This window comes from Microbacterium bandirmense (assembly GCF_037204185.1).
Classification (GTDB): domain Bacteria; phylum Actinomycetota; class Actinomycetes; order Actinomycetales; family Microbacteriaceae; genus Microbacterium; species Microbacterium bandirmense.
The window spans coordinates 278,043-294,094 of record NZ_JBBDGM010000003.1 but is presented as its reverse complement, the minus strand read 5'-3'; the positions used below and the strand labels follow the sequence as shown (position 1 = coordinate 294,094).

Annotated in this window: 9 protein-coding genes; all 9 read right to left on the bottom strand. The window is 69.4% G+C overall.

Translation table 11 applies throughout. The annotated features are described in order from the left end of the window. Positions 1-87: 87 nt before the first annotated feature. Genes WDU99_RS05175 through WDU99_RS05135 form a run of 9 tightly spaced genes read right to left on the bottom strand, consistent with a single transcriptional unit; the run spans position 88 to position 15,844 of the window. Complete coding sequence (locus WDU99_RS05175) at positions 88-2,499, bottom strand: ABC transporter permease (protein WP_337331364.1); 2,412 nt, start codon at positions 2,497-2,499, stop codon at positions 88-90. Beyond that, positions 2,486-3,964 carry a DHA2 family efflux MFS transporter permease subunit gene (locus WDU99_RS05170; protein ID WP_206494821.1) on the bottom strand — a complete coding sequence of 493 codons (1,479 nt, stop codon included), beginning with the start codon at positions 3,962-3,964 and terminating at the stop codon, positions 2,486-2,488. Before WDU99_RS05170 ends, WDU99_RS05175 begins: the two co-directional genes overlap by 14 nt. Continuing rightward, on the bottom strand, positions 3,964-4,950 hold the full coding sequence (locus WDU99_RS05165; RefSeq protein ID WP_337331363.1) for an L-lactate dehydrogenase: 987 nt from the start codon (positions 4,948-4,950) through the stop codon (positions 3,964-3,966). Before WDU99_RS05165 ends, WDU99_RS05170 begins: the two co-directional genes overlap by 1 nt. After that, positions 4,943-6,589 carry an ABC1 kinase family protein gene (locus WDU99_RS05160; RefSeq protein WP_337331362.1) on the bottom strand — a complete coding sequence of 549 codons (1,647 nt, stop codon included), beginning with the start codon at positions 6,587-6,589 and terminating at the stop codon, positions 4,943-4,945. The genes WDU99_RS05165 and WDU99_RS05160 overlap by 8 nt, the downstream gene beginning before the upstream one ends. Further along, a complete protein-coding gene (locus WDU99_RS05155; protein ID WP_206494823.1) occupies positions 6,586-6,888 on the bottom strand; it encodes a DUF2933 domain-containing protein in 303 nt (100 codons plus the stop codon). Before WDU99_RS05155 ends, WDU99_RS05160 begins: the two co-directional genes overlap by 4 nt. Continuing rightward, positions 6,885-7,934: a type II glyceraldehyde-3-phosphate dehydrogenase gene (locus WDU99_RS05150; RefSeq protein WP_206494824.1), complete on the bottom strand. Its 1,050-nt coding sequence runs from the start codon at positions 7,932-7,934 to the stop codon at positions 6,885-6,887. The genes WDU99_RS05155 and WDU99_RS05150 overlap by 4 nt, the downstream gene beginning before the upstream one ends. Further along, positions 7,931-10,816 (bottom strand): glycosyl hydrolase family 65 domain-containing protein, encoded by a 2,886-nt coding sequence (locus WDU99_RS05145; RefSeq protein ID WP_206494825.1) that lies wholly within the window; start codon positions 10,814-10,816, stop codon positions 7,931-7,933. The genes WDU99_RS05150 and WDU99_RS05145 overlap by 4 nt, the downstream gene beginning before the upstream one ends. A 1-nt stretch (position 10,817) precedes the next feature. Further along, a complete protein-coding gene (locus WDU99_RS05140; RefSeq protein WP_206494826.1) occupies positions 10,818-13,268 on the bottom strand; it encodes a phosphoketolase family protein in 2,451 nt (816 codons plus the stop codon). 44 nt (positions 13,269-13,312) lie between these two features. Further along, entirely contained in the window at positions 13,313-15,844 is a 2,532-nt protein-coding gene (locus WDU99_RS05135) for a heavy metal translocating P-type ATPase (protein WP_206494827.1), read from the bottom strand. Between the last annotated feature and the right edge of the window lie 208 nt (positions 15,845-16,052).

The window sequence follows — 16,052 nt, the reverse complement described above, 5'->3', positions numbered from 1 at the left end:
GCGGGGAAGGACGGGGAAGCTCCTGGGAGTGGAGCATGGAGCTGTGATGTGGTGGTTTCTCGGTGAGCGAGAGATGGTTCGGAATCGTTAGGTAATCTGCGTTCTGGCACCTGTTCCTCGTGGGACGCCGAGGGGCATGAGCGTCGCGGCGAGTCCGAAGAGCAGGGGCAAGCCGGTCAGCATGATCACGAGTTGGGCCCACGGCGGGGACATATCGATGCCGGTCGTCGGGCCGCCCCAGATTCCGTAACCGGGGATGAGGCCGATCAGGATGCCCAAGGCGACCGCGAGGAGGGTCTGGGCTCCGGTACGGAGACCGCTGATCAGTCGGGCGAGCGCGGGATCGGCGCCGATCGACCATAGGGTGAACTCCGCCCGACGGCTCTCGATCCGGCCGAGGCCGATTGCCACGGCTGCGGCGGAGATGGTGGCAAGGAGCACCAGCCCTAGTGCGATCCACTGGAAGAGTTGACCCTCGTCCGCGGGATCGTGGGTGACGCTGACAAGCGGGACACCGGGATACACCGCTGCGAGTTCGGCGTTGACGGCGTCAAGGGTTCCGGTGTCTGGCTCGGAGCGGAAGTCCATGACGATGAGCGCGTCTACGGGGTCGAGGCCGAGGTTCCTGGCGGTCGCGGGTGTCATGAAGAGTCCGTAAGCGAGGCGTTCAGGAGCTTGGATGAGCGTTGCCGGCAGTCGCTCGGTTCGAACGGTCTCAGAGCCCCCCGCACCGCCGGAGGCGAATCGCTTCCACTCCAAGGTCGCCTCGCCCCTACTGTCGATGAGTTGCGGCCAGAATGCGATCGCGTCCCCGCGTTGCAGCGCCGCTCGCTGCTCGTCGGTGATGGAGGTTCCTGCGAGCAGCGCCAGGTCGTCCGCATCGCCGATGAGAACGTTCGGGGCGCCCGGCCCGGTCGAGTTGAGGTGGATCAGGGCGTTGCGGAAGTCACAGCGAGGATCTTGGGGATCGGCCGCGCGCCCGGTCGCCGGGTCGACGGGGCACTCCTGTGCAGGGTCGCGTTGCGGGACCACGAGGGTGTAGTCGTCGTCCATGCCCCAGGCGGTCCAGTCTTGCCACGGGCGCTGGATCGTGCGGATGTTGTGCAGGTCGAGCCGACCCTGGGCGACCGTGGTGAGTTCGTCCGCGATCGCCGAGGCTTGCGAGCGATCGGGAGTGGGTTCGCCGTCGTAGGCGGTGCTGCTGAAGAGCGGGATCGTGGCTTGGCCGGCAACCGCCGGGAGAACCCGATAGGTCGTGGCGAGAGCCTGCTGATACGACTGGATCGACATGACGAAAGTTGCGATCGAGACGGTGGCGAGGATCACCGCGACGATCGGCACGGAGCGCGCGGAGTTCCGGGCGAGGTCGCGTGCGGCCAGGCGCAGGGGAAGCGTCGCTGTGCGCGTGGCGCGAGCGAGCAGGCCCAGGACGCGACCGAGGAGCAAGAGCAGGCCGACCGCGACGATGATCGCGGCAGCCACGATGAGCACGACCAGGACGACGATCAGAGCATTTTCGGCGGCGGAGACGTCGGCGAGGAAGCCCCAGCCGGTCGAGGCGAGCCCGATGGTTGAGGCGACGCCGATCGAGCAGCCGATCGCGAGCAGAATGAGCCCGGCCCGGAGGGAGCGGAGCCGGGGTTGGGCTGGCCGGGTTGCGCCCCGTAGGGCGGCCATCACGTCGACCTTGCTCGCGACGATCGCGGGCACCAGGGCGGCCGCCCATCCGATCACGGCGGTGAGCAGCGCCGCGATGACGAGCATCGTCCAGGGGATGTGGAAGCCGGGTAGGACGGTGGCGTCGCCGGTGTCGATGAGTCGCGTGTAGAGCCAGGCGACCCCGACGCCGAGGGCTGTTCCTGCGACGCCGGCGGCGAAGCCGAGGACGAGGCCGCCGGCCGTGATGATCTGCACGAGCGTACTTCGCTCGGCTCCGGTGCTGCTGAGCAGCGCGAGAGTCCGTTGCTGGCGTCTGGCGCCGACGAGGAAAGCGGCACCGGCGAGGACGGCGATCTCGAAGACGCCGAAGACGATGATGAGGGCGAGCGCAGCTCCGGTGCCTTGGCGTCCGTCGTAGAGATACGCCGCGTCAGCGGGCGGGTTGAGCAGGACGCTTCTCGACCAGGCGATGATTCCGTTGCGGTTGAGCTCCTGCACGTCCTCCCAGGACAGCTCGCGGTCGGGGAGGAAATAGCGTGCGGGACCAGCGCCGGGAATGGTGCCTGGACGCGCGTACACGATGTTGATCGCGTCCGACTGCATGGCCTCGTCGATCACGCCGACGATCGTGAACGTGGCGGCCGGGTCGCGCGAGGTGAACTCGTCGCCCAGGGACTTACTCAGCCGGCCCAGCGTCGAAGCGGTGACCAGCACCTCGCCATTCGCGGATGGTGGACGTCCGGCCTCGAGCGTGAAGGCGCCGGCGAGTGCCGGATTCCAGACTTCGCCCTCGACGTAGCGGACGGCGCCGATGCCGGTCGCCGTCTCAACAATGAGCACAGCGATCAGCTGGCCGCGGAGCGCGCGGTCCCAGCAGGACCGCGGCGAGGAGGGCGGCCGCCGCGGCGATGCCGGCGTTGACCGCGAGGGCAGCGGTGAGTCCGTCGACGAATGCTTCATGATGTGCCGCGTCCAGCGTGCGATCGAACGCGGCGTTCGGCCCGAAGGAAGTGAGAATCACGCTCATCACGGCGATCCCCAGCGCAAGTCCCGTGGCTTGTGCGGTGTTCAAGATGCCCGCCGCCATGCCGTATGCGGAACCGTCGGCCCCGCTCAGGGCCGCGCTCGTCGTCGGTGTGCGGGCGATGCCGATGCCGATCCCCGCCAGTGCGAGCCATGCCGCGAGCGCGATGCCGCCCGATCGGAGGCCGAGCGTGCCGAGACCCAGTAGCGCCACGGCAAGCGCGAGCATTCCGACGACAATGAGCAGGCGGTTGCCGAACCGGTCCGCCAGGCGTCCGGCGATGGGCGCCACGACGACGATGCTCAGGGTCAGCGGCAGCAGGGCCCCGCCCGCGGCGAGGGCCGACAGGCCGGCGACCGTCTGCAGGTAGAGGGCCAGGAAGAAGAACAGGCTGCACATGACCGCCGTCGAGAGCAGGGTGACCAGGTTGGCCCCCGTGAGCGATCGGCTCCGGAACAGCCTCAGGTCGACCAGTGGCAGCCGTGCGCGACGTTCCCTCGCGATGAACAGGAGGGCGGAGGCGAAGCTCACGAGCAGCAGGGCGAGGAAGCCGGGGGAGGCCCACCCGCCGTCTTCGAAAAGGCCGAGTGACATCACCAGTGCGACGAGCGCAACCGCGGAGAGCGCGACGCCCGGGAGGTCCACACCGCCGCCGGTCCTCACGTGGGTCGATCGGGGCAGCAGGAAGCGTGCGAGGAGCCACGCCCCCGCACCAAGTGGCACGTTCACCAGGAAGATCCACGGCCACCCCACCCAGTCGGTGATGATGGCCCCGAACAACGGGCCGGCACCGAGAGCGCTGGCAGACACACCAGACCAGATTCCGATTGCGACGCCTCGCTCTCGGTCGGGGAACGTCGATGCGATCAGCGCCAGCGCAGCCGGTGCCACCAGTGCAGCGCCGAGTCCCTGCACACCGCGGGCGGCGATGAGGACGGCCGCGTTCGGCGCGAGGCCGCCGAGCAGCGACCCGAGCACGAACACGGCGAGCCCGAGCAGGAAGATGGGGCGGGCGCCGTTCCGATCCGCGAGCCGGCCTGCCAGCAAGGTGAACGCGGCGACCGCGAGGGTGTACGTCTTGACGACCCAGGAGATGGAGACGAAGCCGGCCCCGAGATCCGTCTGGATCGTCGGAACAGCGACCGACACGGCGGTGTCGTCGGCGAGCAGCAGGAACGTCACCAGCGTGAGGCCCCCGAGGACGCTCCATCGGCTGGCGCCACCCGTCTCACGCCGGGTCCCGTCGATGCGCAGGGCGGAGGCCTTCCCACCGCTGGCCATTATGTGGACTTCATGGAACGCAGGGTGTCCCGCAGTGCGCCGGCGGAGCGGTGCAGCAGTGCGATCTCTTGGTCGTCCATCGGCGTGTCGACCACTCGCAAGATCCCCTCGGCTCCCACCACGGTCGGAACGGAGAGCGCGATGCCGCTGAGTCCGTGATAGCCGCTGAGGGTCGAGCTCACCGGCAGCACGGCGTGTTCGTCCTTCAGCACTGCCTCGACGACTCTCGCTGCGGAGAGGCCGATCGCGTAGTTGGTCGCCCCTTTTCCGGCGATGACGCGTGCCGCAGCTCCACGGACGGCGGCGGCGATGTCGTCCAGTTCCTCAGGACGGAACTTCGCCCGCCCCGCAGGGGCCCACTCCCTGGCGGCAACCGGTCCGATTCTGGCCCCGGACCACAGCGGGAACTGGGAGTCGCCGTGCTCCCCGACGATCATGGCGTGGACGCTCGCGACGGCGACTCCGGCCGCGCGGGCGAGCATCCATTGAAGGCGGGAGGAGTCGAGCACGGTTCCCGTCGAGAACACCCGGTTCGGCGGAAGGGCGGCGTATCGCTGCACTACGACGGTGAGCACATCCGCCGGGTTGGTGATCACGAGAAAGATCGCGTCCGGTGCGCAGGCGACGAGTTGCGGCATCAAGCCACGCAGCAGAGCGGTGTTGGCGCCAGCCAGTTCCAGTCTTGACTGACCAGGGTGCTGCTTCGCCCCCGCCGTGACGACGACCACGTCCGACCCGGCGAGCTGATCGAGGTCTGTTCCGCCGGACACCTGCGTTGTGCCGGTATACGGCGTGCCGTGGGCGAGGTCGAGGACCTCCGCCTTCACCTTCGCGGCGTGGCGGTCGAAGAGCGCGATCTGGTCGGCGCTGTTGCGGATCAGTGCCGCATACGCCAGGGAGGAACCGACCGAACCGGCGCCGACGATTCCCAGCTTGGTGGGGGCCCGCTTCGTCCGTTCGGCGTGATGCCGTCCCACCTCAGCCACGGCGCCGCCGCGCGGTCAGGAGCAGGTAACCGCCGAGCACGCTCACCGCGCTCACACCGGCGCCGAGCAGCGCACCCTCCCAGGATCGCCACCTCCGCTCGCCGGCGACCAGCTCGCCGATGCCCCCGATGAGGGCGGCCGTCACCATGCCGGCGACCAGCCGGTTTCCGATCCGCTCAGCGCGCCCCATCAGCGGTTCCAGTTCGGTCGCTCGCAGATGCACCTCCACGCCCCTGGAGTCGAGCATCTTCAGCAGCCCGCGAAGCCCTCCCGGCAGATCGAGCAGAAGCTGCGCGGTGTCGATGGATGAGCCGGCGAGGCGCCGCACGATGGCGGAGAGCGTCATCCGCTCACGCATCAGGCGCTCGGCGTACGGCGTCAGCGCCTCTTGCAGGTCGAAGGCGGGGTCGAGACGCACGCCCATCCCCTCCGCCATGACGAGCACCCGGAACAGCGCCGCCATCTCCGCCGGAAGCCGCAGGTGGTGTTCTCGCAGCAGCGTGAACAGCTGCGTGATCAGGTCTCCCATCCTGATCTCACCGAGGGGGCGGCCGTGGTACAGGGCCACGAACGGCACGAGGGCGGCGCGCAGCGCGTCCTCGTCCACCCGATCCCCGCCCACTGAAAGCCGGACCAGCGCTGAGGCCAGCTCCTCCGGGTCACCGCGAGTGAAGCCCACGAGAAAATCGGTGAGCCGTTCCTGCAGCTGCTCGTCCACCTCGCCGACCATGCCGAAATCGATGAGCGCCAGCGTGCCGTCGGCCTGGACGAACATGTTGCCGGGGTGCGGGTCGGCGTGGAAAAAGCGATCGTCGAAGATCATCTTCAGCACCGTGTCGGCGCCTCGCCGGGCGAGCCGCTGCCGGTCGATGTCCGCCGCATCGAGCGCGGGCAGGTCATCGATCTTGATCCCGGCCATCCGCTCCAGCGTGAGCACCCGCGAGGTCGTGGTGTCCCAGAACACCCTCGGGATCGCGACGTCGGTGCCCGCGAAGTTCTCGGCGAACCGCTCGGCGTTTCGACCCTCCTGCAGGTAGTCGAGCTCGCGCCGGAGACTCGCGGCGAACTCCTGTGCGACGCCCGGCAGGTCGTACGCGCGGGCGGCCTCCCATCGTCGGCTCGCGGTCGCCGCCAGGTTGCGCAGGATGTCGAGGTCTTCCTCGATCCGGGCGACGACGCCGGGCCGGCGGACCTTGACCACCACCTCGGTGCCGTCGTGCAGCCGAGCCGTGTGCGCCTGCCCGATCGACGCTGCGGCCAGCGGTTCGGCGTCGAAGCGGGAGAACAGCTCCTCCGGCTCGGCACCGAGCTCCTGCCGGATCGCGTCCCGGATCTCGTCCACCGGAACGGGGGGAGCGTCGTCCTGCAGCTTGGCGAGTTCGTCGGCGTAGGCCGGGGGAACCAGGTCGGGCCGGGTGGAGAGCAACTGACCCAGCTTGATGAATGTGGGGCCCAGCTCCTCGAGCGTGAGCCGCACGTGCTCGGGCGTCAGGTAAGGCTCGTCCCGCCGGCCGTGACCGAACGCCCCCTTGTGGAAGGGGATGAACCGGTCGACTCCGGTGACGCCCGCGAGGAAGCCGAGACTGTGGCGGGCCAGGGTCTCGGCGATGAACTGGTAGCGCGGCCGGTGCGTGCTCACGTCCGGTCCGGTCCGTCAGCGGGTGCTCTGCCGTGGCCGCCGTGCCCGCCGTGTCCACCCTGCCCGCCGTGCCCGCCATGCCCGAACAGGTGCATCGCTACGAGAGCCACGATCCCCACGTACGGCAGGGCGGCGAGCACGTGCGGCCAATGGTCGACGACCAGGTAGATGAGAATCCCGGCAACCGCCAGCGCGAGCACCGCCCACATCGCCGGCGAGCGGCGGGGGCCGCCGGCAGACCCGCCGCCATCGCCCTGGTGCGCTACGGAGCCCTCGCCGTGCGGGCTGCTCGAGGTCACGCGGTCCCCCCGCCGGCGGCGAGGAATTCCTTGCGCATACCGAAGGTGGCGTCGGTGATCGTCATCGATGCCGCGGCGTCCGGCGCGAGCCCGGTGAGCGCGCGGATGGCGTCGATGGTCTCCGGGACGACGATGGCCTCGTTGAACACCTGATAGGTCAGGAAGAGCTCGTCCCCCTGGACCGTGACGAGGTCCTCCCACAGCGCCACCTCCCACATGTCGCCGCGGGGGCGTCCGAGATCGCGCATCAGCTCGATGGTGGAGTTGAGGGCGACCAGGCCGTCCGACATGCGGATGAACGCGATCCGTGGCGCCTTCCGGAAGGCGTCCAGCACCTCCTCGCGCGTCGCCTGGCGGGTCAGCTGGATGGTCCAGAAGTGGCTGTGGGTCTGGGTGTGGGCGCCCTTCGCCGCGATGGTGACGAGGTCCAGATCCGGCACGACGGTCTGCGCGTCGGGTCCCTGGTGAGACGGGATGACCGGCTCCGGGACCAACGTGTTCATGATGCCGCCCTCGTGGGACTCCCACGGGTCGGTGGCCCGGCGGATGAGGACGCCCCGGGCGCGCAGCAGCAGACCGGCGTCGCGGAGGGCGCCGAGCACCCGCACGATGCTCGTCGTGTTGCAGGAGACGACGCGGGTGCTGTCCCGCCCGATCGCGCTGGCATAGTTCGCCTGGGCGACGAAGGAATGCCCCGTGGTCTTGTGCGATTCGCCACCCTGCAGGATGAACTTGACGCCGTGCTCCCGGTAGTGGGCGACGTTCCCCGCGGCCACGTGCTTCGGGGTCGTGTCCACCACGATATCGGCGGAGTGGAGGAGCTCGTGCAGGGTTCCGGCCACCTCCACGCCGGCGTCGGCCATGCCGGCGGCCGTCTCGGCCGTCGCCGCGTAGATCGGCGCCCGACCGATGGCGGTCTTGATGCGCCAGTCGGTGGCGACGTCGGCGATGCCTGCCAACTCCATGTCAGGCTGCGCCAGGACGGCGTCGGCGACCCGCTTCCCGATGACGCCATACCCGTTGACGGCGACGCGCACAGTGGTCATTTCGCTTCCTTTCTCGAGGATCTCCGATCGAGCGCGAACACCTGCTCGGTGCCGCCGCTCAACGGCATTCGCGTCCCGTGGACGTCGACGACGACGGGGGCGGCGGAGCTCGGTGCGCACACCAGCCGCAGCTCCTGCGGGGTCAGCCACACGGTGATTCCGTGACCCCGGTGGTGGATCGTGAAGCTCACGCTTCGCAGGCGGGGCGGCAGCCGCGGGGTGAAGATCAGCTCCCCGGCGCGGAGCGTGAGTCCGGCGAACGACCGCACCACGATGTCCGCGGTGCCCGCCATGGCGCCCAGATGCACCCCTTGGCGGGTGGTGCCGCCCTGCGTGTCATCGAGGTCGGCGACGAGCGCCTCCCGGAACAGCTCCCAGGAGCGTGACGGGTCGAACGCCGCCCACACGGATGCGTGGACGACCCGGCTGAGCGTCGACCCGTGCGACGTCCGGGCGCTGTAGAACTCGAGGGTCCGGTGGAGATCATCCATCGTGGCCGGGTAGCCGAGCTGCGACAGCTGGTCGATCAAGCCCTCGACGCCGAGGAGGTAGACGAGCATGAGCACATCCGCCTGCTTCGAGAGCCGGTAGTGGTTCGTGGCGTCGCCCTCCGCCTCCAGGATGAGGTCGAGCCGGCCGATGTTGCCGTACGTGCGGCGGTAGCGGTCCCAGTCCAGCTCGGCAAGCTCTTCGTATCCGGCGAACTGGCTGATCACCCCGTCGGGAAGGAAGGGCACCGCAAGCCTCCGGCTGAGCTCGGTCCACCGCCTGATCTCGTCGAGGCTGACCCCGAGGCGGTCCGTGATCGTCTCCCAGGCGTGCCCGCCGAGCTCGTCCTGCAGGTCGCCCAGCCGCGCGAACAGCCACGCGGCGAGCACGTTCGTGTACGCGCTGTCACGGACGCCAGACCCAGGCTGCCCGGGGTATCCGTCGTGGAACTCGTCGGGACCCATCACACCGTCGATGTGGAATCTGCCGTCAGCGGGGTCGAGCGCTGCGAGCGAGGCGAAGAGTCTCGCGACCTCCACCATCAGGTCCGCGCCGCGGTTCGCCAGCCACTCCCGGTCGCCGGTGGTCTGGAAGTGCTCCCAGGCGTTGAATGCGACGGCGAGTCCGACGTGCCGCTGCCGTCTGGAGTTGTCGGGCATCCAGCGTTGCGAGCGGGAGTTGTAGAGCTCCGTCGGGGTCTCTTCGCGGCCGTCGCTGCCGCTCTGCCAGGGGAACATCGCGCCGGCGAGACCGGCCTCCCGCGCAGCTGCGCGGGCCGCGTCGAGCCGGTGCCACCGGTAGTCGAGCAGGGCGGCGGCGACCTCCGGCATCCGCCGTCCGATCACCGGCACCACGAACAGCTCGTCCCAGAAGATGTGGCCGCGGTATCCCTCGCCGTTCAGGCCGCGGGCCGGCACGCCGGCGTCGACCAGGGCGGTATGCGGCGACACGGCTTGCACCAGGTGGAACAGGTGCAGGTTGAGCACCAGCCGGCTCTGCGTGTCCGCCTCGATGGACACTTCGAACAGATGCCACAGCCGACGCCAGGCGTCCTCATGCCGCAGCAGGAGCGGCGCCAGGTCTTCGCCGTGCCAGCGCAAGCGGTCGAGTGCGCCCTGCGCGGGAGATGCGATCGCCGGATCGCGTGAGGTGACGAGGGCGACCGTCTTGTCGACCCGCACCGGGCGGTCGGCCGCCAGGTCCACGTCGATCTCGTCGGCAGCGGAGAAGCCGTCGTGCACCGGTCGTCGTCCCGGCTCGCCGTCGGCGCCGGTGACTCGAGTGCGGGAGGCGAGGGCGATCCGCACCCCGCTCTGTGCGGTCTCCACCTCGCAGAGAAGGACCCCGTCGATGTGCCGGAAGACCGGTGCGGCAAGATTCGTGGCGTCGGCGTCCGCCCCGCCGTTCGCGTTGCGGACCCCGGCATCGATTCCGGAGCGGACGCGCACGCGGCCGCTCCACCCTTGCGCCGTGAGGGTGGTCTCGAGGGCGAGCAGGTGGGGGTCGTGCATGGAGGCGAAGGAGCGTTGCACGATCGTGAGCGGTCCGTGCGGGCCGCTCAGGGTCACGGTGCGGGTCAGCACGCCGCTTCGCAGGTCGAGCGCACGGCGCTCACCAGTCGCCGGGATCTCCCCGGACGACCACCATGGGCCGTCCCCGATCCGCAGGTCGAACGGCAGCCAGTTCGGAAGGTTGACGAGGTGCTCCTCCTCGACGCGCCGTCCGTGCGCTTCGACCACGGTGCGGTTGAAGAGACCCGCCACGTACGTGCCGGGGTAGTGCACCCCGTCGTCGTGTCGTTCGGGATGCGCACCGCGGCTGCCGAGGTAGCCGTTCCCGAGCGCGGTCAGCGCTTCGCGGTGGCCTTCGTGCGCCGGGTCGAACCCCTCGTACACGAGCAGCCAGGGGTCGGTCCTCGCCGCGCCGAGGTCGAGTTCCGACGCAGTCCCGAGCACCAGGTGGGCGCCGGCGTCCTCCAGGCCGGCGCGGCTCGATGCGCCGTCGATGCCGACCACCAGGCCGAAGTTCCCGGCACGCCCGGCTTGCACCCCAGCGGCGGAGTCCGCCACGACCACCGCCCGCGTGGGTGCGACCCCCAGTCGTCGCGAGGCATCGATGAGCGCGTCCGCCTCCAGACCCGAGCGCGGAACGCCGGACGATGCGGCGGGGGCCGCAACCAGATCGAACAGTGCTTCGATGCCTGCCCCTTCGGGCCGAGCGCCGCCTCCCGGAACGAGCGCCACGGGAATTCCGCCCGCACGCAGCCGGGGGAGGATGTCGGGAACGCCTCGGGGGAGGCCGGCCGAGGCGCCCCCGGGCTCCGCCTCCCCGCCGTCCACGACGAACAGCACCGCGCCGTACCCGGTGCGGATGCCAGGCGTCGCGACCGTCATCTCAGACCGGCTCCCGCAACGGCTCGTTCGGCACCGCGTTCGTCGTCCCGGCAGCGGGGGACCATTGCCACTCCCGCACCTCGGGCAGGTCCTCCCCGTGGGTGCGGATGTACTGGCGGTGGCGGATGAGGGCGTTCTTGAACTCCTCCCGGGCGTGCGCACCCACGTCGCGGAGCCGGGGAACCCGGTCCAGCACGTCGCTGGCGAGGCTGAAGCGGTCGATCGAGTTGAGCACACACATGTCGAACGGGGTGGTCGTCGTGCCCTCCTCGATGTAGCCGCGCACGTGGAAGTTCTTGTGGTTCGTCCGGCGGTAGGTGAGCCGGTGGATCAGCCACGGATACCCGTGGTACGCGAAGATCACCGGGGTGTTCGTCGTGAACAGGGCATCGAAGTCGGCGTCGGCGAGCCCGTGCGGGTGGGTGCGGTCATCCTGCAGGCGCATCAGATCCACGACGTTGACGACCCGGATCTTCAAATCCGGGAAGCGCGCGGTGAGCAGCTCCACCGCCGCGAGCGTCTCCATGGTGGGCACATCGCCGGCGCAGGCCATCACGACGTCGGGCTCGGCATCCTGGTCCGAACTCGCCCAGTCCCAGATCCCGACGCCCTTCGTGCAGTGCTCGATCGCCGACTGCATGTCGAGGTACTGCAGCTGCGGCTGCTTGCCGGCCACGATCACGTTCACGTACTGGCGGCTGCGCAGGCAGTGGTCCGCCACCGACAGCAGGGTGTTCGCGTCCGGCGGCAGATACACCCGGATCACATCGGACTTCTTGTTCACCACGTGGTCGATGAACCCGGGGTCCTGGTGGGAGAACCCGTTGTGGTCCTGCCGCCAGACGTGCGACGTCAGCAGGTAGTTCAGCGACGCGACCGGCCGGCGCCACTCGATGTCGTTCGTGGTGGTGAGCCACTTCGCGTGCTGGTTGAACATCGAGTCGATGATGTGGATGAACGCCTCGTAGCAGGAGAAGAAGCCGTGCCGGCCGGTGAGCAGGTACCCCTCCAACCAGCCCTGACAGGTGTGCTCCGACAGGATCTCCATCACCCGGCCGTTCGGCGCCAGCTTGTCGTCACCCGGGAGGATCTCGGCGTTCCAGGCCCGATCGGTCGCCTCCAGCACCGCGCCGAGCCGGTTCGAGTTGTTCTCGTCGGGCGCGAAGACCCGGAAGGTGCTGTCATTGGCTGCCATGACGTCGCGCAGGAGGGTCCCGAGGACGCGTGTCGACTCGGTCTGGCCGGTACCCGGCACCTCCACCGGCACGGCGTAGTCGCGGAAGTCCGGCATGTGCAGGCTCTTCAGCAGCAGCCCGCCGTTGGCGTGCGGGTTGGCGCTCATCCGGCGCTCGCCGAGCGGGTGCAGGTCGCGGATCTCGGGCACGGGGGAGCCGGACTCGTCGAACAGCTCCTCCGGCCGGTAGCTGCGCAGCCACTGCTCCAGCACCGCCCGATGGTCGTCGTTCTCCCGTGCTTCCGCGAACGGCACCTGGTGCGAGCGCCAGGTGCCCTCCACGGGGAGTCCGTCCACCGTCTTCGGCCCGGTCCAGCCCTTGGGGGAGCGGAGCACGATCATCGGCCAGCGCGGGCGGGTGCTGTCCCCGCTCGACCGCGCGTGCTCCCGGATCTCCTGGATCCTGTCGAGGCACGAGTCCAGCACCTCCGCGAACCGCTGATGCATCAGCGCCGGGTCGTCCCCCTCCACGTAGTGCGGTTCGTGCCCGAATCCGCGCAGCAGCGAGTCGAGTTCATCAGCGTCGATCCGCGACAGCACCGTGGGGTTGGCGATCTTGTAGCCGTTGAGGTGCAGGATCGGCAGCACGGCGCCGTCGCGCATCGGGTCGACGAACTTGTTCGAGTGCCACGCGGCCGCGAGCGGACCGGTCTCCGCCTCACCGTCGCCGACCACGGCTGCGACGATCAGCTCGGGGTTGTCGAACGCGGCGCCATAGGCATGCGAAAGTGCGTAACCGAGTTCCCCGCCCTCATGGATCGACCCCGGTGTCTCGGGCGCCACGTGGCTGGGAATACCGCCGGGGAAGGAGAACTGGGTGAACAGCCGCTTCATGCCGGCCTCGTTCTGGGAGATGTGCGGGTAGACCTCGCTGTACGTCCCCTCCAGCCAGGCTGCCGCGACCGGGCCGGGACCTCCGTGCCCCGGACCCATCACGTACATCATGTCCAGGTCCCGCGCCGAGATCGCGCGGTTCAGGTGGGCATAGATGAAGTTCAGCCCGGGGGTTGTTCCCCAGTGGCCGAGCAACCGGGGCTTGACGTGCTCGGGCAGCAGCGGCTCCCGCAGCAGCGGGTTGTCCATCAGGTAGATCTGACCCACCGACAGGTAGTTCGCCGCGCGCCACCAGGCATCGATGTGGGCGAGTTCTTCCGGGTTCAGGGTCCCGGGATTCAGGGCAGGAGGGGCAGCCGCGGTGTTCCTATCCGTGCCGGGCATGATGAATGTCCTCTCGATCGATCGTGCCGAATCCGGCGCGAAGGTCAGGCGTTCGTGGTGGCGAGCTGCGGGAGCCCGGTTTCAGCCGGAGCGTCCACGGCTCGGGGGAGACGAAGACGCTTCAGCAGCAGGGCGTTCACCGCAACGATCAGGCTCGATCCGGACATCGAGATCGCCGCGATCTCGGGTCTGAGCATCAGCCCGAACGCGGGGTAGAAGACGCCCGCGGCGATGGGCAGTGCGATCACGTTGTAGCCGATCGCCCAGCCCAGGTTCTGCCGCATCTTGCGGACCGTGCCCTTGCCGATCTTGAGTGCGATCGGCACGTCGAGCGGGTCGGAGCGCATCAGCACGACGTCCGCGGTCTCGATCGCGACGTCGGTGCCCGCTCCGATCGCGATGCCGAGATCGGCCTTGGCCAGGGCGGGAGCGTCGTTGACGCCGTCACCGACCATCGCGACCCGCTTGCCCGCGGCTTGGAGCTCCGCGATCTTCGCCGACTTGTCCTGTGGCAGCACGTCGGCGATCACGGTGTCGATCTTCAGCTGCGCCGCGATCCGCTTGGCCGTCGCCTCGTTGTCGCCGGTGAGCATGACCACCTCTGCGCCCGCCTCGTGGAGGGCCGCGATCGCCGCCGGCGCCGTCTCGCGCGCCGCGTCCGCGAGGCCGACGAACCCCGCCCCCACGCCGTCGACGGCAACCAGGACCGCAGTGCGACCGGTCGCCGCGAGTTCATCACGTCGGGTTTCGATCTCACTGATGTCGACCCCCTCCGCCACCATGAGCTTGCGGTTTCCGACGAGGACCTGCCGGCCGTCGACTTCGGCGCCGGCGCCGTGGCCCGGCACGTTCCGGAAGCCGGACGGGGTGAGCACCGGCGCCCCCATCTTGTCGGCGTAGGCGACCACGGCACCGGCGAGCGGGTGCTCCGACTCCCGTTCGACTGCAGCGACCAGCGACAACAGCTCGCGTTCCGGGATTCCGGCGGTCACGAAGTCCGTGACTTCGGGCTTGCCCTTGGTGAGGGTTCCGGTCTTGTCGAGGACGACCGTGTCGATGGACGCCGCCGACTCGAGCGCGGTCGCGTTCTTGAACAGCACCCCGCGTTTCGCGCCGAGACCTGTGCCGACCATGATCGCGGTCGGTGTGGCGAGCCCCAACGCGTCGGGGCAGGTGATCACGACGACGGTGATGGCGAACAGCAGCGCGCTCTGCACCGTCGCGCCGGCGAGCAGCCAGACGATGAACGTGCCGCTGCCGCCGATCAACGCCACGAACACGAGCCAGAAGGCTGCGCGGTCGGCGAGTTTCTGCCCGGGCGCCTTGGAGTTCTGCGCCTCCTGCACCAGCGCCACGATCTGCGCGAGCGCGGTGTCGGCACCGACCTTCGTCGCGCGGACCCGCAGCGTGCCGGTCGTGTTGACCGAGGCCCCGATGACGCCTGACCCCGGGCCTTTCGAGACGGGAAGGCTCTCGCCGGTGACCATCGACTCGTCGATCTCCGACTCTCCGTCTTCGACGGTTCCGTCGGTCGGGACCTTGGACCCCGGCTTCACGAGCATCAGATCCCCCGGGACGATGTCGGATGTGCTCACCTCGATCGTCTCGCCGTCGCGGATGACGAGTGCCTTCGGCGGGGCCAGCTCGAGCAGGGTTCGGATCGCGTCGTTGGCGCCGCCCCTCGCCCGCATCTCGATCCAGTGGCCGAGCAGGACGAAGCTCGCGAGGACGGTCGCCGCCTCGTAGAACACCTCGCCGCCCCCCGTCAGTGTGACGACGAGGCTGTAGAGCCACCCCGCCCCGACGCCGACGGCGACGAGCACCATCATGTCCAGCGTGCGGGCCCGAAGCGCCCGGTACGCGCCGTCGAAGAAGATCCACGCCGAGTAGAAGATCACGGGCAGCGACAGCAGAAGCGAGAACACGTCGTCGCGGAGGCCGAACGGTGCCGGGACCGTGAAGCCCAGGACGTCCCGACCGATCGGAGACCACAGGAGGATCCCCACCGAGAAGGTGGCGGCGACCAGGAAGCGATTCCGCATGTCCCGCACCATGTCCGCCATCGACGTGCCGGCGCCGTGGCCGCCGTGCCCCATCACCTCCTGTGCGCTACTCGCGGGCGTCGGCTGCACGGCGTGATCGGCGTGCGCAGATGTGCCCGCCGTCGCAGCTGCAGGGGCGGCCGGAGACGATGGGTGGCCGGCATGCGGCTGTGTCCCTCCGGCACGTGCGATGGCCGGTTGTCCGTGCGCAGTGTGGTCCTCGTCCGTCACCGCCGTTCCGGTTCCAGCGGGTGCTGCATGCCCGCCATGGTCGACGTGCTCCATCGGGTCGCAGAGGTGATCGGGAACGGACATCCCGCTGCAGTGGTAGCCGCAGTCCTCCACCCAGCGGCGAAGATCCGCCAGTGAGATCCGCGCAGGGTCGAAGGTCACGGTTGCCGTCTGCGACACCGGGTTCGCCTCGACCCGGGTCACGCCCGGGCGACGGGAGAGGGCCGCTTCGACCACCGCCTTCGACGACCCCCGGTACATCCCTTTGGCCTCGAGCACCACCGTCTGCGCAACAGCCGTCATGGCGGTCGACCTCCTCCTCCGTCGGCTCCGGTTTTCCGGATCCCGCACAACATGGTCTGCTTCGAACTCTTCCGCACTTTGCGTGCTGATGCCAGTGTAGGTCGGTGAGGAGCACCCTCACGAAGCGCTGGTGGGTGCCGAACTGCACATCCACCGGCGGGTACGGCACACACGTCGACCATGTGATCGACGGCCGAAGCGTGCGGCG